21 protein-coding genes are annotated in these 20,193 nt (G+C 67.8%); 9 read left to right on the top strand and 12 right to left on the bottom strand.

The features are described 5' to 3' along the window. Positions 1-49: 49 nt before the first annotated feature. Both lat and DTA22_RS09360 read left to right on the top strand, forming a co-directional pair. Positions 50-1,393, top strand: a complete 1,344-nt coding sequence (gene lat, locus DTA22_RS09355; RefSeq protein WP_112299278.1) for an L-lysine 6-transaminase — start codon at positions 50-52, stop codon at positions 1,391-1,393. Then, entirely contained in the window at positions 1,390-2,178 is a 789-nt protein-coding gene (locus tag DTA22_RS09360; RefSeq protein WP_112299279.1) for a tyrosine-protein phosphatase, read from the top strand. The genes lat and DTA22_RS09360 overlap by 4 nt, the downstream gene beginning before the upstream one ends. Here the strand turns inward: DTA22_RS09360 and DTA22_RS09365 are convergent. The 7 genes from DTA22_RS09365 to DTA22_RS09395 all read right to left on the bottom strand — a co-directional run bounded on the left by DTA22_RS09365 (position 2,142) and on the right by DTA22_RS09395 (position 7,926). Next, positions 2,142-2,474 (bottom strand): VanZ family protein, encoded by a 333-nt coding sequence (locus DTA22_RS09365; RefSeq protein WP_037244953.1) that lies wholly within the window; start codon positions 2,472-2,474, stop codon positions 2,142-2,144. The two genes, DTA22_RS09360 and DTA22_RS09365, sit on opposite strands and share 37 nt — an antisense overlap. Before the next feature lie 2 nt (positions 2,475-2,476). Next, positions 2,477-2,815 (bottom strand): hypothetical protein, encoded by a 339-nt coding sequence (locus DTA22_RS09370; RefSeq protein WP_112299280.1) that lies wholly within the window; start codon positions 2,813-2,815, stop codon positions 2,477-2,479. A gap of 1 nt (position 2,816) precedes the next feature. After that, a complete protein-coding gene (locus DTA22_RS09375; RefSeq protein ID WP_112299281.1) occupies positions 2,817-3,227 on the bottom strand; it encodes a DUF1707 SHOCT-like domain-containing protein in 411 nt (136 codons plus the stop codon). 69 nt (positions 3,228-3,296) lie between these two features. Then, positions 3,297-5,084 (bottom strand): acetyl/propionyl/methylcrotonyl-CoA carboxylase subunit alpha, encoded by a 1,788-nt coding sequence (locus tag DTA22_RS09380; RefSeq protein WP_112299282.1) that lies wholly within the window; start codon positions 5,082-5,084, stop codon positions 3,297-3,299. 131 nt (positions 5,085-5,215) lie between these two features. Continuing rightward, complete coding sequence (locus DTA22_RS09385; RefSeq protein WP_112299283.1) at positions 5,216-6,592, bottom strand: condensation domain-containing protein; 1,377 nt, start codon at positions 6,590-6,592, stop codon at positions 5,216-5,218. Between the two features lie 21 nt (positions 6,593-6,613). Further along, positions 6,614-7,030, bottom strand: a complete 417-nt coding sequence (locus DTA22_RS09390) for a SufE family protein (RefSeq protein ID WP_037241309.1) — start codon at positions 7,028-7,030, stop codon at positions 6,614-6,616. Next, complete coding sequence (locus DTA22_RS09395) at positions 7,027-7,926, bottom strand: sulfurtransferase (RefSeq protein ID WP_112299284.1); 900 nt, start codon at positions 7,924-7,926, stop codon at positions 7,027-7,029. The genes DTA22_RS09390 and DTA22_RS09395 overlap by 4 nt, the downstream gene beginning before the upstream one ends. Positions 7,927-8,073: 147 nt before the next feature. Here DTA22_RS09395 and DTA22_RS09400 point away from each other — a divergent pair, with 147 nt between their 5' ends. Then, a complete protein-coding gene (locus DTA22_RS09400) occupies positions 8,074-8,484 on the top strand; it encodes a group III truncated hemoglobin (RefSeq protein WP_112299285.1) in 411 nt (136 codons plus the stop codon). Here DTA22_RS09400 and DTA22_RS09405 read toward each other — a convergent pair. Together DTA22_RS09405 and DTA22_RS09410 are read right to left on the bottom strand one after the other, a co-directional pair. Beyond that, positions 8,451-9,893 carry a condensation domain-containing protein gene (locus DTA22_RS09405; RefSeq protein WP_112299286.1) on the bottom strand — a complete coding sequence of 481 codons (1,443 nt, stop codon included), beginning with the start codon at positions 9,891-9,893 and terminating at the stop codon, positions 8,451-8,453. The genes DTA22_RS09400 and DTA22_RS09405 overlap by 34 nt on opposite strands. Next, entirely contained in the window at positions 9,893-11,410 is a 1,518-nt protein-coding gene (locus DTA22_RS09410; protein ID WP_112299287.1) for a condensation domain-containing protein, read from the bottom strand. The genes DTA22_RS09405 and DTA22_RS09410 overlap by 1 nt, the downstream gene beginning before the upstream one ends. Positions 11,411-11,659: 249 nt before the next feature. Between DTA22_RS09410 and DTA22_RS09415 the strand changes: the two genes are divergently transcribed. Beyond that, on the top strand, positions 11,660-13,378 hold the full coding sequence (locus tag DTA22_RS09415) for an MFS transporter (RefSeq protein WP_112299288.1): 1,719 nt from the start codon (positions 11,660-11,662) through the stop codon (positions 13,376-13,378). On the opposite strand, the gene DTA22_RS09420 is transcribed toward DTA22_RS09415, so the two are convergent. Genes DTA22_RS09420 through DTA22_RS09430 form a run of 3 tightly spaced genes read right to left on the bottom strand, consistent with a single transcriptional unit; the run spans position 13,361 to position 16,015 of the window. Further along, entirely contained in the window at positions 13,361-14,005 is a 645-nt protein-coding gene (locus DTA22_RS09420; protein WP_112299289.1) for a Maf family protein, read from the bottom strand. The two genes, DTA22_RS09415 and DTA22_RS09420, sit on opposite strands and share 18 nt — an antisense overlap. A 10-nt stretch (positions 14,006-14,015) precedes the next feature. After that, positions 14,016-14,378: an acyl-CoA carboxylase subunit epsilon gene (locus DTA22_RS09425; RefSeq protein WP_112299290.1), complete on the bottom strand. Its 363-nt coding sequence runs from the start codon at positions 14,376-14,378 to the stop codon at positions 14,016-14,018. Further along, a complete protein-coding gene (locus DTA22_RS09430) occupies positions 14,375-16,015 on the bottom strand; it encodes an acyl-CoA carboxylase subunit beta (RefSeq protein WP_112299291.1) in 1,641 nt (546 codons plus the stop codon). The genes DTA22_RS09425 and DTA22_RS09430 overlap by 4 nt, the downstream gene beginning before the upstream one ends. Before the next feature lie 116 nt (positions 16,016-16,131). Here DTA22_RS09430 and DTA22_RS09435 point away from each other — a divergent pair, with 116 nt between their 5' ends. The 5 genes from DTA22_RS09435 to DTA22_RS09455 are packed head-to-tail and all read left to right on the top strand — an operon-like array spanning position 16,132 to position 20,190. Continuing rightward, positions 16,132-16,980 (top strand): biotin--[acetyl-CoA-carboxylase] ligase, encoded by an 849-nt coding sequence (locus tag DTA22_RS09435; RefSeq protein ID WP_112299346.1) that lies wholly within the window; start codon positions 16,132-16,134, stop codon positions 16,978-16,980. Positions 16,981-16,996: 16 nt separating this feature from the next. Continuing rightward, a complete protein-coding gene (locus DTA22_RS09440) occupies positions 16,997-17,554 on the top strand; it encodes an HdeD family acid-resistance protein (RefSeq protein WP_005264683.1) in 558 nt (185 codons plus the stop codon). Positions 17,555-17,569: 15 nt separating this feature from the next. Beyond that, the gene (locus DTA22_RS09445; RefSeq protein ID WP_105413190.1) at positions 17,570-18,127 is read left to right on the top strand and encodes a PH domain-containing protein; all 558 of its coding nucleotides are present in this window, start codon (positions 17,570-17,572) and stop codon (positions 18,125-18,127) included. Between the two features lie 39 nt (positions 18,128-18,166). After that, entirely contained in the window at positions 18,167-18,847 is a 681-nt protein-coding gene (locus DTA22_RS09450) for a response regulator transcription factor (RefSeq protein WP_025432276.1), read from the top strand. A gap of 8 nt (positions 18,848-18,855) precedes the next feature. After that, positions 18,856-20,190, top strand: coding sequence for a sensor histidine kinase (locus tag DTA22_RS09455; RefSeq protein WP_037245070.1), 1,335 nt, complete (start codon positions 18,856-18,858; stop codon positions 20,188-20,190). The last annotated feature ends 3 nt before the right edge of the window (positions 20,191-20,193 follow it).

Here is a 20,193-nt window from a genome sequence, read left to right on the forward strand (position 1 = left end):
GTTGCCGAATCGTCGCCGGTTCACAGGAATTTTGACGTAATCTCTCGGTATGAGCACAGCGATTCGATTTACCGGAGATGGGGGCGAGCTGCCGGCAAGCCAGGTGCACGACGTGCTGCGCGAGCGCATTCTGGTCGACGGTTTCGACCTGGTGCTCGACCTGGAACGCTCACGCGGTACGCATCTCGTCGACCAGCGAGACGGCACCAGCTACCTGGACATGTTCGGGTTCTTCGCCTCGTCGGCGCTGGGGATGAACCACCCGGAACTGGCGGACGACGACGCCTTTCGCCGGGAACTGGCAGCGGCGGCGGTCAACAAACCGAGCAACTCCGACATCTATACCGTCCCGATGGCACGGTTCGTGGAGACGTTCGCCCGGGTGCTGGGCGATACCGCTCTGCCGCATCTCTTCTTCATCGACGGTGGAGCACTCGCCGTCGAGAACGCTCTGAAGGTGGCGTTCGACTGGAAGAGCAGGCTCAACGAGAGCCGGGGCCTCGACCCGTCGCTCGGCACGAAGGTGCTCCATCTGACCGAGGCGTTCCACGGGCGCAGTGGATACACCATGTCGCTCACCAACACCGAGCCCGGCAAGGTGGCGCGGTACCCCAAGTTCGACTGGCCGCGCATCGACTCCCCGTACCTCGCGGACGGCCGGAACGTCGAAGACGCCGAGCGCCGCGCACTGGACCAGGCGCGGCGCGCGTTCGCCGAGAACCCCTCGGACGTGGCGTGTTTCATCGCCGAACCGATCCAGGGTGAGGGCGGCGACCACCATTTCCGCCCGGAGTTCTTCCAGGCGATGGAGGCGCTCTGCCGTGAGAACGACGCCCTCTTCATTTTCGACGAGGTGCAGACCGGGTGCGGTCTCACCGGCACCGCCTGGGCGTACCAGCAAATGGGAGTGCACCCGGACGTCGTCGCGTTCGGCAAGAAGACTCAGGTCTGCGGAATCATGGCCGGCGGCAGGGTGGACGACATCCCCGACAACGTGTTCGCCGTCAGCTCGCGGATCAACTCCACCTGGGGTGGCAACCTCAGCGACATGGTGCGGTCCCGCCGGATCCTGGAGATCGTCGAGGAGGACAGGCTCGTCGACCGAGCCCGCATGACCGGGGCGCATCTCCTCGAGCGACTGCGGGAACTCGCACGAGCGCACGCCGAGGTGACCGAGCCGCGGGGACGTGGCCTCATGTGCGCGATCACGCTCCCCACCCCGCAGCGGCGGGACCGCGTCGTCGCCGAACTCAGGGAGCGTGAGCGGGTGCTGATCCTGCCGACCGGCAAGCGCGGGATCAGGTTCCGCCCACCTCTGACGGTGACGACCGCCGAACTCGACGCCGCCGTGGATGCACTGGCCCGAGTGCTGGGCGGTACCGTCGACGCATGACGCCGATACCGCTCACGTCCGTGCCCAATCTGCGAGACGTCGGTGGCTACCGAACCCGGGACGGCGCGAAAGTGCGCACCGGCGTGTACTTCCGTTCGACGGATCTCAGCCGGGTCGTGGACACGGACATGCCGCTGCTCGACGGCCTCGGGATCCGGACGGTGTACGACCTGCGCACCGCGGACGAGCGTGACGCGGCGCCCGACAAACTCCCGGACGGGGCCCGCGCGGTCGCGTTGGACGTCCTCGCCGACAAGGGGATCCGATCGATCCCCGCGCAGATGCTCCAGGTCATCGCCGACCCGATGATCGCCGAACGGGAACTCGGCGGCGGACGCGCAATCGACTACTTCGAGGGCAGCTACCGCGACTTCGTCGTGATGCCCAGCGCGGTCTCCTCGTACCGGGAACTGTTCGGCGGCCTGGCCTCGAACGGCAACACGCCTGCCCTCGTGCACTGCACCACCGGCAAGGACCGGACGGGTTGGGCCACGGCGGCGCTACTGCTGCTCCTCGGAGTCGGCGAGGACGACGTGTTCCACGACTACCTGCTGACCAACGAACTCCTGCTTCCGTCGTTCGCGGGCGTGTTCGAGAAATTCGTCGACGCGGGTGGAGATCCGGCGTTGCTCGAGCCCGTGCTCGGAGTCCGTGAGCAGTACCTGGAAGTGTCCCTGGCCACCATGCGCGAGAAGTACGGGACCGTCGAGCGGTACTTCTCCGACGGCCTCGGCCTCGACACCGGGGTTCAGACGTTGCTGCGGGAGCGCATGATCGCGGACTGAGCGGCCAACCCGATCGCCACACCCACCATGTCGGCGCAGAGATCCCAGACCGATCCGTGCCTGCCGATCGGCAGCACGCCCTGCAGTATCTCGGTGATCACCGCGAACGCCGCGAGCCAGAGCACGGTGATCCGTGGCGTCAGGAGCGCATACCGGGAGGCCGCCGCCAGCGCCGCGAACAGCAGGGCGTGCACCACCTTGTCGGCATGCTCGGGACCCGACGGCGTCGCGGACGCAGGGGACAGCAGCATGACCAGTGCCAGCACGGTGAGGGCCGCCACCGGAACGGATCGCATATTCACCGCTGGACCGTGAACCCCAGTGCGCCCTCCGCAAACCGTTGCACCGCATCCGATCCGCTCGCGAGCGCGTCCTCGTTGCCGGCCCGCGCCCAGCCGGTGAGGGTCGCGGAGTCCCCGGACGGAGTGAGCCCCACCTCGGCGAGCAGTTCGCCGGTGTTGGGCTGGCAGATCGCCCACGAGTAGTGCTCGTCGTTCAGCCACTGCGCCGTGCGGCGGGCGACGTACTCGGGTTCGGCGATTCCACCCTCCGCGAGCGCCGGACGATCGTCGACCCGTTCGTCGGCGCGCAGCGCGCGCAGGTACCAGCCACCCGCATTGACCTCGACAGGTTCCACGTCAGCGGTCCCGATCGCGGCGGCGATCTCGGCCGTGGCGGTCGTCGCGGGTGCCGAACAGGATGGCGCCGGCGGCCGGGATCATCAGGAAGAACAACCAGCTGTTGTCGACCGGGACGACGAAGAACAGCACGAGGGCGACGAGCGGGATCACCGACATCACGATGCGACGCCAGTTCTGGTCGTTGTCGGTGCCGGCCGATTCGGCTTTGGCGGGCGTGCCGACCGTGGTCGCGGGGAGGTCGGTGAACACTCGATCGAGCTCGCCGCGGGTGGCGGCATTCGTGACCGCGAGACTGCGTTCGTCGAACTCGGGGACCGTCAAACGGCCCGCCGCGAAATGTTCGCTCAGCAAGTTCAGGGCCTGCTCACGTTCGGCAGTGCCGATACGGATCTCGGGAACGTCAGACATGCGTACAGACTACTGTGAGTCCTTCTCGGCCCCGGGGGGTCGAGAAGGACTCACGAGTGGTGCAGGCGCCTATTTCAGTTCGGCGAGGACGGTGCCCTGAGTGATGGCGGCGCCGGGTTCGACGGCGAGGCCGGTGACGGTGCCGGCCTTGTGGGCGTTGACGGGGTTTTCCATTTTCATGGCCTCGAGGACGGCGATGAGGTCGCCTTCGGCGACTTGCTGGCCTTCTTCGACGGCGACCTTGACGACGGTGCCCTGCATGGGGGCGGTGACGGCGTCACCGGAGGCGGCGCCGCCGTGGGCGCCGCCGCGGGTGCGGGCCTTGGGCTTCTTGCGGATCGCCCCGGCCGGGGCTGGGCCGGTGCCGAGGGTGAACTGGCCGGGCAGGGACACCTCGACGCGGCGGCCGCCGACCTCGACGACGACGTTCTGCCGGGGCAGGGTTTCGTCCTCGTCGATCGGCTGGGTGCCGGTGAACGGTTCGATCTGGTTGTCCCATTCGGTTTCGATCCACTTGGTGTAGACGTCGAAGCCGGTGCCGTCGCCGATGAAGGCGGGGTCGGAGACGATGGCCCGGTGGAACGGGATGACGGTGGCCAGTCCCTCGACCTGGAATTCGGCGAGGGCGCGGCGGGCGCGGGCGAGGGCCTCGTCGCGGGTGGCGCCGGTGACGATCAGTTTGGCGAGCATGGAGTCGAACTGGCCGCCGATCACACTGCCGGTTTCGACGCCGGAGTCCATTCGCACGCCGGGGCCGGTGGGCGGGATGAACGTGGTGACCGGGCCGGGGGCGGGCAGGAAGCCGCGGCCGGCGTCCTCGCCGTTGATGCGGAATTCGAAGGAGTGCCCGCGGGGGGTGGGGTCCTCGGTGAGGTCGAGGTGTTCGCCGTTGGCGATCTTGAACTGCTGCAGGACCAGGTCGATGCCGGCGGTTTCCTCGGTGACGGGGTGTTCGACCTGCAGGCGGGTGTTGACCTCGAGGAAGGAGACGGTGTCGCCCTGGACGAGGTATTCGACGGTGCCGGCGCCGTAGTAGCCGGCCTCCTTGCAGATGGCCTTGGCGGAGGTGTGGATGCGGTGGCGTTGGTCGTCGGTGAGGAACGGGGCGGGGGCCTCCTCGACGAGTTTCTGGAAGCGGCGTTGCAGGGAGCAGTCGCGGGTGCCGGCGACGATGACGTTGCCGTGCTGGTCGGCGATGACCTGGGCTTCGACGTGGCGGGCCTTGTCCAGATACTGTTCGACGAAGCATTCGCCGCGGCCGAACGCGGCGACGGCCTCGCGGGTGGCGGAGTCGAACAGTTCGGGGATTTCCTCGATGGTGTGGGCGACCTTCATGCCGCGGCCGCCGCCGCCGAACGCGGCCTTGATGGCGACGGGGACCCCGTATTCCTTGGCGAAGGCGACGACCTCGTCGGCGTTCTTGACGGGGTCCTTGGTGCCGGCGGCCATCGGGGCCTGGGCTTTTTCGGCGATGTGCCGGGCGGTGACCTTGTCGCCGAGGTCGCGGATCGATTGCGGGGAGGGGCCGATCCAGATCAGGCCGGCGTCGATCACGGCCTGGGCGAAGTCGGCGTTCTCGGAGAGGAAGCCGTAGCCGGGGTGGATGGCGTCGGCGCCGGACTTGGCGGCGGCATCCAAAATTTTGTCGAACACCAGGTAGGACTCGGCGGAGGTCTGCCCGCCGAGGGCGAAGGCTTCGTCGGCCAGGCGCACGAACGGGGCGTCGGCGTCGGGTTCGGCGTAGACGGCGACGCTGGCCAGGCCGGCATCGGCTGCGGCCCGGATCACCCGCACTGCAATCTCACCGCGGTTCGCGACGAGCACCTTCGTGATGTGCGCGCTGGCATGACTGGGCACTGAGCCTCCTGTGGTTCGCATGTTCTGTCTCCGCGGTGGCTCCCGTGGGTGTCACCAGCGGTCGTTTACGGCATCACTTCGGAGTCTAAGCACCGAACCGATCCGTGTTGTCACCGGATCGAAATTTCCCGTCAGGCCTGTCCGACGCTTCGCAACCCTACCGATGGGTAGCTGGTTGAAACCTGTTCCAGTTGTCTGCGGAGGCTCCCGACCCACGTGTGGACGCTCGCGGCAGCGATGTCGTTGCCCGGATATCGGACCGCCAGATTGACACCTCGGGGGGTTCGATTGATCCAGGCGTAGACGTCGTGGGTGTACTGCCGGCTCCGCAGCGCCCGGGCGTTGCGCTCGTGCCAGCGGCCCGCTTCGGGAACGAACCGGACGTCCATGTAGGAGACGACGAAGCGCGGCCGGATGGGGATGTCGAGTTCCTTCTCGATCTGATCGAACGGAACCACCGAGATCGGTTTCGTCCGGGCCACGCTCTCGGCGGCTTCATGGGCGACGGCGGCGAAGTCGTGCGACGTCACCTCGAAGTCGATCGGGCTGAGACCCACGAACCATCCCAGTGCGGACGCCCACTGCGGGGAGTGTCGCGTATGGACCGGAGTGACGGTCCGAAAGCGTTGATCCCCTGCCACTTCCGCCCCGGCCATACCCAGACATGCGAGCAGGCCTGCGAAGAACCCCACATCCGCCTCGCGGCACGCCGAGTTGAATGCCGCTGCCTGGTCGGCATCGAGAATCCAGGCAGACAGGTTCTGCTGGGCGTACGAGGTGCGCGGGCCGACCTCGAGCGGGAACTCGGGGAGCCCCGGTCCCTCGAGTGCCGACCGCCACACGTCGAGGGCCTCACGTTTCACCTCGGCGTCGGTGGAGTTCTCACGCTCTTCACGGCCGAAGTCGATGTAGCTGCCGACGGGGAACAGGTTGGCCGTCCGGCCGGACAGTGCCTCCTCGTACAGGGCGGTCAATTCGTGGGCGACGAGCACGATGGAGAACCCGTCGATGATCGAGTGATCCGCCGCGAAGAACACCGTGAACCGGTCGCGTTCGACGGTTTCGAGTGTCGCGAAGACGTACGACGGCCAACTGTGCGGTGAGGCGTACTCGTCGAACAGTTGCTGCAGGTGGGCGAAGTTGTCGCCACCGGCGGCGTCGTACCCGTGGCTGACGACCCCCACGTGCAGCCCGCCCTGCGGCACGGTGCGCCGGCGCACGCGCTCGGTTTCCGCGTCGAACGTCGTGTGCGAGCGCAGCACCTCGTGACGATCCGTCCACTTCTCCAGCGCCGACCGAAAGGCGGTGACGTTCAGCGTGCCGTGAATCTCGAAGGCGGTACCAAGCCACGATTCGCGACCGCCGGAGTCGGAGCACCGGCGCAGGTGCGCCTCGTGGATGTACGAGGCCGGGCGAGGATCGTCCACCCATTCCGAGCGGGCGCACGGCAACCATTCGGTGAGCGCGCCCACCGGAACGGGGTAGTCGGCAAGTTCGGTGAATTCCATCAGTGTGTGTTCAGACCCTGCCTAGCTGCGAAGATGCCGCTTGATTCGCGCGAGCATCGCGGACATGCCGCGCAGCCGCAGGGGACTGACGGCGTCGGCGAGCCCGAGCGCGGAATAGAAATCGTCCGGAACGCCGAGGATGGTGGCAGCGCTGTGCCCGTCCAGGCCCTGGTGCAGGATCGACGCGAAACCGCGTGTCGTCGGCGCTTCCGCGGGCGCGCTGAAATGCAGCCGCACATGTTCCGGATCGGAGTCGTCGACCGACAGGAACAACGGGGACTGGCACTCGGGCACCGGTTCCATCGCGTCCTGCTCCAGTTCGGCGGGCAGAGGTGCCAGTTCCCGGCTGAACTCGAGCAGCAACTGCAGCTTGTCCGAGCCGTCGACGGCAGCGAAGTCGTCGACGATCTCGGCAAGCGAATCGGGTAGTTCGGTCATGACGATGCGCCGGGAACGTCTCCCGGCTCTTCACCCCTGACGATCGGAACGCGAACCATGTTGCCCCACTCCGTCCACGAACCGTCGTAGTTGCGGACGGTGGGGTAACCGAGCAGGTGGGTGAGGACGAACCAGGTGTGGCTGGAACGCTCACCGATGCGGCAGTACGCCACGATGTCGTCGTCGGCGGACACACCGCCGTAGATCTCGTTCAGTTCACCGCGCGAGCGGAACCGGCTGTCGGGCGCGGCTGCCTTGGCCCACGGAATGCTCAGCGCGCTCGGGATGTGGCCGCCGCGCAGCGCGCCCTCTTCCGGGTAGTCGGGCATGTGGGTGCGCTCGCCGGTGTACTCCTGAGGCGAACGCACGTCGATCAGCGGCCCCTTGCCGAGGTGATCGAGCACGTCGTCCTTGAATGCGCGGATCGGGGCGTCGTTGCGCTCGACCACCGGGTAGTCGGTGGGGGAGGTCTCGGGGACGTCGAACGCGGTGTCCCGGTTCTCGGCGATCCACGCGTCGCGGCCACCGTCGAGGAGGCGGACGTCCTCGTGCCCGAACAGCGTGAACACCCAGAGTGCGTACGCCGCCCACCAGTTGCTCTTGTCGCCGTAGATCACGACGGTGTCGTCGCGGCTGATGCCCTTGCGGCTCATCAGCTCGGCGAACTGCTCGCCGTCGATGTAGTCACGCGTCACCGGATCGTTGAGATCGAGGTGCCAGTCGACCTTGACGGCGCCGGGGATGTGGCCGACGTCGTAGAGGAGCACGTCCTCGTCCGACTCCACCACCTTGAGGCCGGGTGTGCCCAGATTCGCGGACAGCCACTCCGTCGACACGAGCCGACCGGGATTGGCGTACTCGGCGAAGGACTGGGTGGGATCTGGCGCTACGGGCACGGGTGGGCTCCTGGGGCAGATGCGACGGGGACGGCGTCAATTCTAGGCGGACGCCGGACGTTCTTCCGACCGGCGTTCACACTTACCTTCCGCGGACGGTGAAGGAGGCCGCGCGGGCGCGTACATTCGCACCCGAACGGAGGCCCCATGCCCGACATCTCGACGCGCGCCGACCTGAAACTGCTGCTCCGGCATTTCTACGGCCGAGCATTCGCCGATCCGGTCCTCGAACCGGCCTTCGAGACGCTCGCGGTGATCGGCCTGGACGACCACCTGCCCGTCATGTGCGACTTCTGGGAGACGATCCTGCTGCGCACCGGCGTCTACCGCGGCAGCGCATTCGCCGTACACCGGGCGCTGCACGGCCGGCACGGTTTCACCGACCGCCACTTCGACCGCTGGGTCGAACTGTGGACGTCCAGCGTCGACGAGTTGTTCGCGGGCGACGTCGCGCACCGGGCCACGGTCGAGGCAGCCAAGATCGCCGACGCGATGCGGCGACGACTGTTCGAGCCCTCCGGCGGTCAGACGACCGGAGTGCCTTCCAGGTTCAGCTGACTGGTGAGCTCCGCGATGGGAGTGACGCCGTTCTCGCAGATGTCGTGCATGATGTCCCGCAGCCGCACCAGGAACTCGGTGACCGCCCGGCGTGCCGTCGGCGTCTCGGGGAACCGCGACCGCAACGCGAGACCCCGCTGCGTGCGTGAGATCCAGAACTGCGCGTCGTCCGCGACCGTCACGTTGCTGATGTGGTGTGCGTTCAGCTCGTCGTGATCGTCGGTGCCGGGCAGTCTGCGGTAATCGATGTAGGAGACCATGAACACATCCGTGCGGGTGCGGCGATATCCGTCACCGAGAGCCGCCCGCACCTGGGCCATCGTCACACCCTTGAGCGTGAGGGCCGTCCGGAACGAGGCGTGGGTGTGCGCCAGGGACGACTGGAAGTCGCAGTCGGGGGTCAGTTCGACCGTCAGCGGCGCGCTCGTCGTGAGCCACCCGATCGCATTGGCCCACTGTGGGTCCTGGCGAATGTGCAGCGGAAACTGCAACGGCATCCGGGAGATGCCGTTGATCGAGTGCACTGCCATGCCCATCGCGGTGAGCGTCCCGGTGAACAGGCTTCCCCCCGAGTCCAGGCAGATTTCCTCGAACCGCTCGGTGCCGGCGGCGTCGAGGAGGGGGCGGACGTCCGCTCCCTGCGGGGCGGGCCTGCCCGCCTCGACACCCAGATCGAGCGGGAAACTGGGCGCGGTGCCGCCGCAGCGCTCGTAGAAGCGTGCCCATTCGCGCACCCGGGGGTCGCCGATCTCCGTGACGGGCGCCTCGGCCTCCAGTTCGCAGTACCGCAGGAAGCTCCCCGGATCGCCGAGTTCCTTCGTCAGGTCCGCTTCCGTGAGCACAGCGGAGCCGCGGAGTCCGATGATTCGCTGATAGATCTGCCGGAGTTCGCCCAGCGCGATGACGAGCGAGTATCCGTCGACGAGTGTGTGATCGAACGCGCTGACGACGGTGTAGTGCGAGTCGCGCTCGATGGTGGCGAACAGGTACGCGGGGAACGTCAGCGGGTCGCACGCCTCGGTGAACCGGTACCGCAGATGGTCGCGGAGCTCGTCCGGTGACGTCGTCGCCGAGGACTCGGACGCGACGACGGTGATGTCCTCGGGATCGAGGTCCACGCGCGCCATCGCGTCCGGGCTCACGTCGAAGCCGGTCTGCAGAGTGTCGTGACGCCGGATGAAATGCACCAGAGCCTGCGCGAGCGCGTCCCGGTCGAGTGTCCCGGGAAGGTCGAATGCCGCTGCCATCCAGACGCTTCGCCCGACCCCGTGGGTCCGTGCGGTGTCGAGGTGGAATTGCTGGTTGTACGACGGCGGCACCGCGGACGGGGAAATCTCGCCCGGCGCGACGGACCATTCCGTCACCAGGCCGGGTTCGAGCATGTACCGGTCGATCGACGTGACGTGCACTACTCCACCCCTGCGGCAGTCGCGGAGTCCGCCGCCGCCGGCACGAACGGTGACACCGTGTAATCGCCCTCGCGGGCAACGGTTCTCATGATGGTCGACAACCGTTCCGCATATGCGGTCACGGACCGGTGCGCCTCGTCGGTGTCGGGGTGTGAGACGGCCATCCACGTGCCCTCGAGGACGCGGTTGATCCAGATCGACGCGATCTGGGTGGCCTTGCCGCCCACGATGCCGGTCGCCCGCGTCGAGGTGAAGCTCTCGGTCTGCGGCAATCGCCGCCCGTCGATGTACGACACGATCGGAGGCGGCGCCAGTGTGGTGGGCTGCGACATCGCCTCGGGGCCGGCCTGAGCGAGAACGGTGTCGATCACCTGCTGCACCGATACTTCGCCGAGCGCCTTGCCCGACCGGTAGGCGTCCTGTGCGCGCTGGGCGAGCCCGGTGAACGTGGTGGCGTCCTCGAGGGCGAACCCGACCGGAATGAGATTGATGAACCACCCCTGGGACCAGTAGAACTGCGGGTCGGTGCGGGTGGTGAGGGGGGACAGCGCCATGTAGCGGTCGCGCCCGACCAGTTCGTGTTCGGTGATGGCGAGGGCCGCGAACACGCCGCCGATGAAGTTGGAACCGTGTGCTTTGCACACGGCACCGAACCGTTCGCACTCGTCGGCGTCGGCGAGGTCGAATCGGCTGCCGATGGCCGGCTTCGGTTCGTCCGACGCCCCGAGGTCGAGGGGGAAACTCGGGAAGGTGCCGCCGTTGCGGGTGAGGTGACCGATCCAGCCGTGCACCTCGGGGGAGGCGAGGGTCAGCGTCGCCGCTTTCTCCCGCTCCCGCCGGCTGTATTCCACGTAGCTTCCCGGATCGGGCAGCTCGGGCTGGACACCGTCGAGTTCGGCCTGATAGATGATTCGTGTCTCGGCGAACGTGAGGATCATCGACTGCATGTCGGTGTGCGCATGATCGACGGCGTGGAACAGGGTGAAGCTGTCGTCGGTCCCGGGAGCCGCGGCGTCGTAATGTTCCACCACGCCGAACACGAATGCAGGCCAGGCCAGCGCGCTCGTGTCGTTCGCGAAGCGCGCGGCGATGTGGTCGCGGACCTGTTCAGGGGTGGTGAGGTTCTCGCCCTCGTGCGCCGTGAGGGCGATTGAGTCGACGGGCACGACGTGCCGCCGGACCGCGTTCGCGGTGTCCGTGGGGTCGGCGTCCGCGTTCTCGAACGAGAACCAGCTGTGCAGCGTGTCGTGCCGCAGGATGTAACGCTCGAGGGTCCGGGTCATCGCGGCGCGGTCGAGCCTGCCCGGGAAGTCGAACGCGATGCCGATCCACGGGGACTGGGTCTCGCCGTTGTTCGCCGCCAGCCGGGCCCGCCGCAGGTGCCGCTCCTGCATGGTGGTCGGCAGTGCCGGATCCACCGGCGCTTCGGCAGCCGCACGTGCACTCGCGTCCGTGACTTTCCACTCGACGACCCTCCCAGGCTCTGGCTTCCAGTGGGTGATCAAGTTCAAGTCCATCGAGCGGCTCCTCGGGTGTCGAATCGGTTGCGAGTTCGGTCGGGTGTGGCACGGACTTCTCGCAACAGGATGCGGCACCGAGTGCCTTACCGCGAGAGGTAAAGAAGTATGAGACTGATTACAGGTCGGTCCCGGTCCAGTCAAGTGTCGGGCAAAAGGGTTCTACGCTGCAAGTTCTTCGCGTATTATCCAGCAACCTTTGAACCACCTCACAGCATTCTGTGAGGTTCGAGCCGCTAGCCTGTCCGGATGCCTGCGACTCAGCGTGACGCACTCTATCGAGGCGAACTCGGTCGGTGGGTCCCGTGGCTGGGTCTGGCCACCAGTCTCGCCGCCGTATTCATGCAACTCCTGGACGCGACCATCGTCAACGTCGCGCTTCCGAGCATCGCGGTCGATCTCGGCGCCTCGGTGTCGGCGCAGCTGCTGATGGTGAGCGTCTACACGCTGTCCTTCGCATGTTCGCTGATCACAGCGGCGCGACTGGGGGATCTACTCGGCCGGCGACGCGTCTTCCTCACCGCACTGGCCGTCTTCATCGTCGCCTCACTGCTCTGCGGCCTGGCCCAGTCGCCGACCGCTCTCGTGGTCTCGCGGGCGTTGCAGGGCCTCGCGGCGGGGTCGATGTCGGCTCAGACGTTCGCCATCATCTCGGGACTCTTTCCGAAACGCTCCCACCCGCGCGTGTTCGGAATCTACGGCGCGACCATCGGGCTCGCCACGATCTGCGGTCCGCTCGTCGGCGGACTTCTCATCCAGTGGGACCTCTTCGACTGGGGTTGGCGGCTGATCTTCTTCGTCAACCTCCCGATCGGACTCGCGGCGCTGGTCCTCGGCTACTTCTATCTGGTCGATGCGAAGCCCGACGGCATCCGCCGACTCGACGTGGGCGGCGCCGTGCTGTCGGCGGTCGGCCTGTTCCTCCTGATCTTTCCGCTCGCGGAGGGGAGGGAACGTGGCTGGCCGACGTCGATCGTGGTGATGCTGCTGTGTTCGGTGCCGGTCCTGATCGCGTTCGTCGTCTACGAGTGGCGGCTCGGGCGCCGCGGCGGCGACCCTGTTCTGCGCCTCGAGTTGTTCACCGACCGCGCGTTCTCGCTCGGCGCGGCCATCGCGTTCGTGTTCTTCGGGACGCTCACGTCGTTGATCTTCACCATCTCCCTCACGCTGCAGTTCGGGTTCGGGTTCTCACCGCTCAGGGCCGGGGTGATGACGTTGCCGTGGGCCCTGGGGACCGGCCTCGCCGCGCTGGCGTCCGCCGTCGTCTACCGGCGCATCGGCAACCTCGTCCTGCCTCTCGGGATGGTGCTCTTCGCCGGCTCCCTCGTCGTGCTGGCGGCGCAACTGCAGCACGAGGGCACCGATCCGCGGTGGTCGGCGCTGGCCGGACCCCTGTTCATCGGGGGAGCCGGCCTCGGTTTGTTCGTGGCGCCGCTCCAGACGGCGATCCTCGCGACCGTGCAGCCGCGCAACGCAGGTTCGGTGTCGGGCCTGCTCCCGACAGTCCAGCAGGTGGGCAGCTCGATCGGGCTCGCAGTGATCGGCGTCGTGTTCTTCAACCTCGTCGCGACGCAGTCGGCGGACGCGGTGCAGGCCGAGCGGCCTGCGCTGACCGCGCAGCTCGCCGAGGCCGGGGTGCCGCCGGCGCTGATTCCGCGGGCGGAGGAGACGTTCGTACGATGCGCGACGGAGCAACTCGGGTCGACGTCCCCGATGAAGGTGCCGGACGAATGCCGTTCTCCGGCCTCCGGAGGTGCGGCGCTCGGTGCGACTCAGCAGCGGATCGCCGATTCCGCGGTGGTGGCCGCACGGGAATCGACGCGATCAGCGGCAGGCGAGGCGTTCCTCCAGGCAGAACGCCGCATCCTCTGGATCATCGCGGCGGTGGCGGCCGCGATCGGTGTGGCGTCGCTGACGCTTCCGCGCCGGAACCAGCAGGTCGACGAACGGTCAGCCGACGCGGCCTGACGACGCCCACAACTCGGCGACGCCGACGCCGACCTCCGCGAGCAACCTCCGGACGAGCGGCAGACCGATCCCGATCACGCTGGACGGATCGCCCTCGATTCGGTCCACGAACCAACCCCCGAGGCTGTCCAGGGTGAACGCGCCCGCGACCTGCAGTGGTTCCCCGGTCGCGAGGTAGGCCTCCAGATCGGCGTCCGGTGGGCTCGCGAAATGGACGACGGTGGCGCTGTGATCGTGTGCGTCACCCACCACCGCGCCCTCCGCGATCCGCAGGACGCTGTGCCCGGTGAGCAGGGTCGCGCTACGGCCGGCCATCGCCGACCACCGCGCGCGGGCGACGTCGACGGTTCCGGGTTTGCCCTGGAGGGACCCGTCGATGAGCAGCATGGAGTCGCATCCGACCACCACGGCGTCCGAGATCCCGTCCCGGGCGAGAACGGGGAGGACGTCGCTCGCCTTGGCGCGGGCCAGTTCGGTGACGACGTGCTCCGGGGCGGCGTCGGCACCGAGTGCCGCGATGAGAGCGTCCTCGTCGACTCCGGAGACTCGCACGGCCGGCTCCACCCCGGCGCTGCGCAGAACAGCCAGCCGCGCCGGGGAAGCCGAGGCGAGAACGAAGGACGTCACCGGATCCGGATCAATGCCGGTACGCCGACACGTTCGGGAACGCGTAGGGCGAGAACGGGGCGATGCTGCGGTGCATCCGCGTGGGAGCACCCCAGGACTCGGGCGGGACGTGCGAATCGGGATCACCGCTGCCGGCGGCAGCGACCGCGGACAACACCGCGACGAGCGCCGCGATCTCCTCGTCGGAGGGTGAGCCCTTGACCACCGTGAAGAAAGGCTCACGCGCAGCGTCGGCTGCTGTTCCGTCCGTGTCACGCGGCACGTCGGTCGCCGCGCCGTTCGTGGTCGTGGTGTCCGCTGCGGAACCGTTGACTGACGGCGTCGCGTCCGGGCCGGTCTCGGTGCGCAATTCGTCCTCGGTGATCGCGGTCATAGGGGGATGTTCCCATGCTTCTTGGGCGGGAGGGTGACCATTTTGCGTTCGAGCAGGCGCAGGGCGGCCACGATCTGTCCGCGGGTGTGGGACGGGGGGATGACGGCGTCGACGTAGCCGCGTTCGGCGGCGACGTACGGGTTGACGAGGGTGTCCTCGTATTCCTGTTGCAGTTGCAGGCGCAGCGCGTCGACGTCGTCGCCGTTCTTGGCGGCCTCGAGGAGGCGTTTGCGGTAGACGAAGCCGACGGCGCCGGAGGCGCCCATGACGGCGATCTGGGCGGTGGGCCAGGCGAGGTTGACGTCGGCGCCCATGTGCTTGGAGCCCATCACGTCGTAGGCGCCGCCGTAGGCCTTGCGGGTGATGACGGTGATCTTCCCGACGGTGGCCTCGCCGTAGGCGTAGAGGAGTTTCGCGCCGCGGCGGATGATGCCGTTGTATTCCTGGTCGGTGCCGGGCAGGAAGCCGGGGACGTCGACGAGGGTGATGATGGGGACGTTGAACGCGTCGCAGGTGCGCACGAAGCGGGCGGCTTTTTCGGAGGCGTCGATGTCGAGGCAGCCGGCGAAGACGGTGGGCTGGTTCGCGACGATGCCGACGGAGCGGCCGTCGACGCGGCCGAAGCCGACGACGATGTTGCCGGCGCGTTCGGCCTGGACCTCGAGGAATTCGTCGTCGTCGAGGATGCGGCGGATGACCTCGTGCATGTCGTAGGGCTGGTTCGCCGAGTCCGGGATGAGGGTGTCGAGTTCGAGGTCCTCGGCGGTGAGGGAGTCTTCGATGGACCCGGTGATCGGGTCGGTGGGCAGCATCCGGGGGGCGGCGGCCTGGTTGTTGGACGGCAGGTAGGACAGCAGGTCCTTGACGTAGTCGAGGGCGTCCTGTTCGCCGGAGGCGACGTAGTGGGCGACGCCGGATTTGACCATGTGGGTGTGGGCGCCGCCCAAATCTTCCATGGTGACGTCTTCGCCGGTGACGGTCTTGATGACGTCGGGGCCGGTGACGAACATCTGGGAGGTCTGGTCGACCATGACGACGAAGTCGGTCAGGGCGGGGGAGTAGACGTGGCCGCCGGCGGCGGGGCCCATGATCAGCGAGATCTGCGGGATGACGCCGGACGCCTGGACGTTGCGGTGGAAGATTTCGCCGTAGAGGCCGAGGGAGACGACGCCTTCCTGGATGCGGGCGCCGGCGCCTTCGTTGATGCCGATCAGGGGGCGGCCGGTCTTGAGGGCGAGGTCCATGACCTTGACGATTTTTTCGCCGTAGATTTCGCCGAGGGAGCCGCCGAAGACGGTGGCGTCCTGGGAGAAGACGCACACGTCGCGGCCGTCGACGGTGCCGTAGCCGGTGACGACGCCGTCGCCGACGGGGCGGTTGTCGGCGAGGCCGAAGTTCACCGAGCGGTGCCGGGCGAGGGCGTCGAGTTCGACGAAGCTGCCCTCGTCGAGCAGGGCGGTGATGCGTTCGCGGGCGGTGAGCTTGCCCTTGGCGTGGACCTTTTCGACCGCGGCTTCACCGCTCGGGTGCTGCGCCTCGGCCTGACGATTACGCAGGTCGGCGAGCTTTCCCGCCGTCGTGTGAATATCGGGCGTACTCGCCGACTCCGCCGCGCTCGGCTCCTGAACAGTGGTCATGACAGGTCAGCTTAACGAGAGCCGGCGAGCTTCTGCCAAGGGAGGTGGTCAGGCGGCGGGTTGCCCGGACCCGGCTACTGACCAGTACCTTTTCCTGCTCGTCCTAGGCTGTGGTGATGTGGACCGACCTGAACCGACCTCCTCTCAACGCCGACAATCTGCGTGCGGCACTCGTCCGCGGTGACGACGACAGCGACACCCGCAGGTTCTGGGCGCGCCTCGACGTCGTGCAGGAGACCGGGTCCACCAACGCCGATCTTCTCGCGCGCGCCGCGTCGTCGAGCTGCGACCGGCACGTGCTGCTCGCCGAATTCCAGGGCAGCGGCCGGGGCCGCCACTCACGCGCCTGGGTGAGTCCGCCGCAGGCGCAGATCGCGGTCTCCGTGTTGCTGACGATGCCGGGCATGGGCGTCCAGGACATGGGGTGGCTGCCACTGCTGACCGGTGTCGCCGTCGTCGACGCGCTCCGCGCGACCGCCGAGGTGCCCGCGGAACTCAAGTGGCCCAACGATGTGCTCATCGACGGCCGCAAGGTCGCCGGCATCCTCGCCGAGGTGTCCGCCACGGCACCGGATCCCGCGGTGGTCGTCGGGATCGGTCTCAACGTGAGCCTCACGAGGGACGAGCTGCCCGTCGAGCACGCCACGTCCCTCGTCCTCGAAGGTGCCGAGGTCAGTGACCGCGACACCCTCGTGCGGGCGGTGCTGCGCGCCATCGCCGATCGCTGGCAGCAATGGCACGACTCCAACTGGGACGTCACGGAACTCGCCGCGGCCTACCGCGCCCGCTGCGGCACGCTCGGCCAGCGGGTGCGCGCCGAACTGCCCGGCGGTCGCGAACTGATCGGCATCGCAACGGACGTCGACGCGGAGGGCCGGGTCGTGATCGCCCCCGACGGCCAGCCCGGAACGGTCGCCGTCGCCGCAGGTGACATCACACATTTACGCCCGGTGCGCACCGAGTAGTGCCACACTGTGGTACATGAGTACCTCAATTCCGGAGTCCTCCGTCACCGCGGCCCGGCGCACGTTGACCGGCCTCACGGTGGTGCTCGGTCTGCTCACACTGGGTCTCGGCATCGCGGTGCTCGTATGGCCGCACGTGACGCTCACGGTTCTGGCCGTCCTGATCGCCATCCAGTTCTTCGGCTTCGGGATCGTCCAGATCATCCGGGCGTTCGCCGACGTCGAGGCCGGGGGAGCCGCACGGACGCTGGTGGGCGTATCCGGCGCCCTGGCAATACTTCTCGCGTTCCTCGTGCTGAGGAGCCCGCTCCAGACCGTCGTGATCATCGCGCTCGTCGTCGGTGCATGGTGGGTGTTCCGGGGTGTCCTCGAAATCGTGGAAGGCGCCTCGGGTTCGGTCGCGGATCGCGGGCTGACCATCGTGCTCGGCGTGATCAGCGTCGTCGCCGGAGGCTTCGTGCTCCTGCAGCCCGAACTGTCGCTCGAGGTGTTCGTGATCGTGGTCGGAGTGTGGATGGTGCTGTACGGCATCATCATCGTCATCACCCCGATAGTGCTCAGCCGCATGCGGTAGAGGCACACTCTTCGCATGGGATATCCGGAGGACGCCCTCGCCGAGGACGAGGAACTGCTGCTTCACCGTCATCCACACTGGAAGATGCTGTTGCTCCCCGCCGTCACCTTTCTGCTGGCGACGGCCGTGGCGGGTTTCGCGGCGGGGTTCGCCGAGAACAAGCTGGACGGCTCCGCGCTGAACGTCGTGCTCGTCGTCGTCCTCGTGGTGTGGCTGGGCCTCGTCGTATGGCGCTGTGTCGCGCCGTTTCTCAGCTGGAAGTTCACCCACTTCATCGTCACCGACCGTCGTGTCCTCATCCGTCAGGGTGTGATGACGCACACCGGGATCGACATTCCGATGGGACGCATCAGCAACGTCCAGTTCCGGCACGGCCTCCTCGACCGGATGCTCCGCACCGGAACGCTCGTCATCGTGTCGTCTTCCGACGACCCGCTGGAATTCGACGACATCCCCGACGTCCAGCGTGTCCACTCGCTGCTCTATCACCAGGTGTTCGACGCGATGGATCTCCACCGCGAACGGGAGCGAGACGACCCGCGCGGCGACGCCGACACCGGCAAAGGCTGGTAACCGGTCACAGCCGTCTTCGCACCTCCGTACGCTGTGGAGGTGACTGCTGTATTGCTTGCCGAAGATGACGAAGCCATTGCCGCCCCGCTGTCGCGGGCACTGGGCCGGGAGGGATACGACGTCACCATCGAGCAGACCGGCCCGGCAGCGCTGGAGCAGGCTCTCGACGGAGCGTACGACCTGTTGATCCTGGACCTCGGCCTACCGGGGATGGACGGACTCGAGGTGTGCAGGCAAGTGCGCGCCCACAGTTCGGAACTGGCAGTGCTCATGCTCACCGCACGCACCGACGAGGTCGACTTCGTCGTCGGACTCGACGCGGGCGCCGACGACTACGTGGGCAAGCCGTTCCGGTTGGCGGAGCTGATGGCCCGGGTGCGCGCCCTGCTGCGCCGTCGCGGCGGCGGCGAGGATTCCGTCGTCGAGGTCGGCGGCATCCGGCTCGAACCGGCGGCCCGACGGGTGCTCGTGAACGGAACCGAGATCGCCCTCGCCAACAAGGAGTACGAGCTTCTCCGGGTGCTGCTCGAACACGCGGGTCAGGTGGTCTCCCGCGACACCATCCTCGCCGAGGTCTGGGGCGACGTGGAACTGCGCGGCTCGAAGACACTCGACATGCACATGTCGTGGCTTCGCCGGAAGATCGGTGACGAGGGCCCCGCCGCCGAGCGTCGCATCGCGACGGTCCGCGGCGTCGGTTTCCGCATCAACACCGACTAGGCGGGGTAGTGCGCCGCAGAATTCTCCAGTCGATCCTCGCAGTCGTGATCCTGACGGCGCTGCTGCTCGGTGTGCCGCTCATCTACACGGCGTGGCTGTGGGTCGAGGATTTCAACCGGAGCGATCTCCAGGTCCGGCTCGATCGGATGGCGACGGAGATCATCACCCAGGAGGGCGTCAACGGTGTCGTCGAGGGTGATCTCGACACGAACTCCCTGCGTCTGCTGACGCCCGCCGGGGGCCGCCTGGTGGTGGTCTATCCGACCACCGACGACGGCGCCGCGCGAGTGGACATCGGCGAATCGTCCGTGCAGTCGCCGCTCGTGGAATCTCTCGCGATGGGCACGTCCGGTTCGCTCCGCCTCGAAGTGCCGTCCGACGAGATGCGCACCCAGCAACGCCAGGCCGTCGGTGCCGTCGCGCTGCTGGTGCTCGTGTCCATCGCGGCAGGCACCGTGGTCGCCTACGTCACAGCGAAGCGGCTCGCCGATCCGCTGCGGGACGTCGCCAACCGGGCGGCCCGGCTCGCGGAGGGCGACTTCCGGCCGGACGTGCGGCGTCACGGCATCCCCGAACTCGACCGCGTCTCCGACGTCCTGGACTCCGCGACCGTCGAGATCGCGGGACGGCTGCAGCGCGAACACGCACTCGTCGCGGACGTCTCACACCAGCTCCGCAGCCGGCTCACCGCCGTCCGCCTCCGGCTCGACGAACTGTCCGTGCACTCGGACCCCGCGGTCGTGGTCGAGGCCGACGAGGCGATGGCGCAGGTGGACCGACTGACCGTCGCGATCGACGAACTGGTCCGCTCGTCACGCAGCAACGGCACCGAGACCCAGGTGTCGGTGATCCGGGAGCTCAGTGTGGTCATCGCGGACTGGAAGCGGCCGTTCGAGGACGCCGACCGCGAACTGGTGCTGCGCGGGGACACGAACGTGATGGCGTCGACCACCGGTTCCCGGCTCCGTGAGGCCGTCGCGGTGCTCGTCGACAACGCGCTCATGCACGGGGCGGGGACATGCACCGTCGCGGTGCGTCTGATCCAGGGTCAGAATCTCAGGACGCCCGGCGAGGAGACCTCGCCGCGCGAGACGATGGTGTGCGTCGAGGTGTCGGACGAGGGAGTCGGGGTCAGCAACGACCTCGCGCCACACATCTTCGATCGCGGTTTCTCGGGGGCCGGTTCGACCGGTGTGGGCCTGGCGCTGGCCCGTGCACTCATCGAGGCCGACGGTGGCCGGCTGGAACTGCAGCGTCGCCGTCCGGCCCTGTTCGCGATCTTCGTTCCCCTCGCGCGCGAGCACGTGCCGACACGGGTCACCGGGATCCGGGAACCGCGCTGACGA

This window comes from Rhodococcus wratislaviensis (assembly GCF_900455735.1).
Taxonomy (GTDB): domain Bacteria; phylum Actinomycetota; class Actinomycetes; order Mycobacteriales; family Mycobacteriaceae; genus Rhodococcus_F; species Rhodococcus_F wratislaviensis.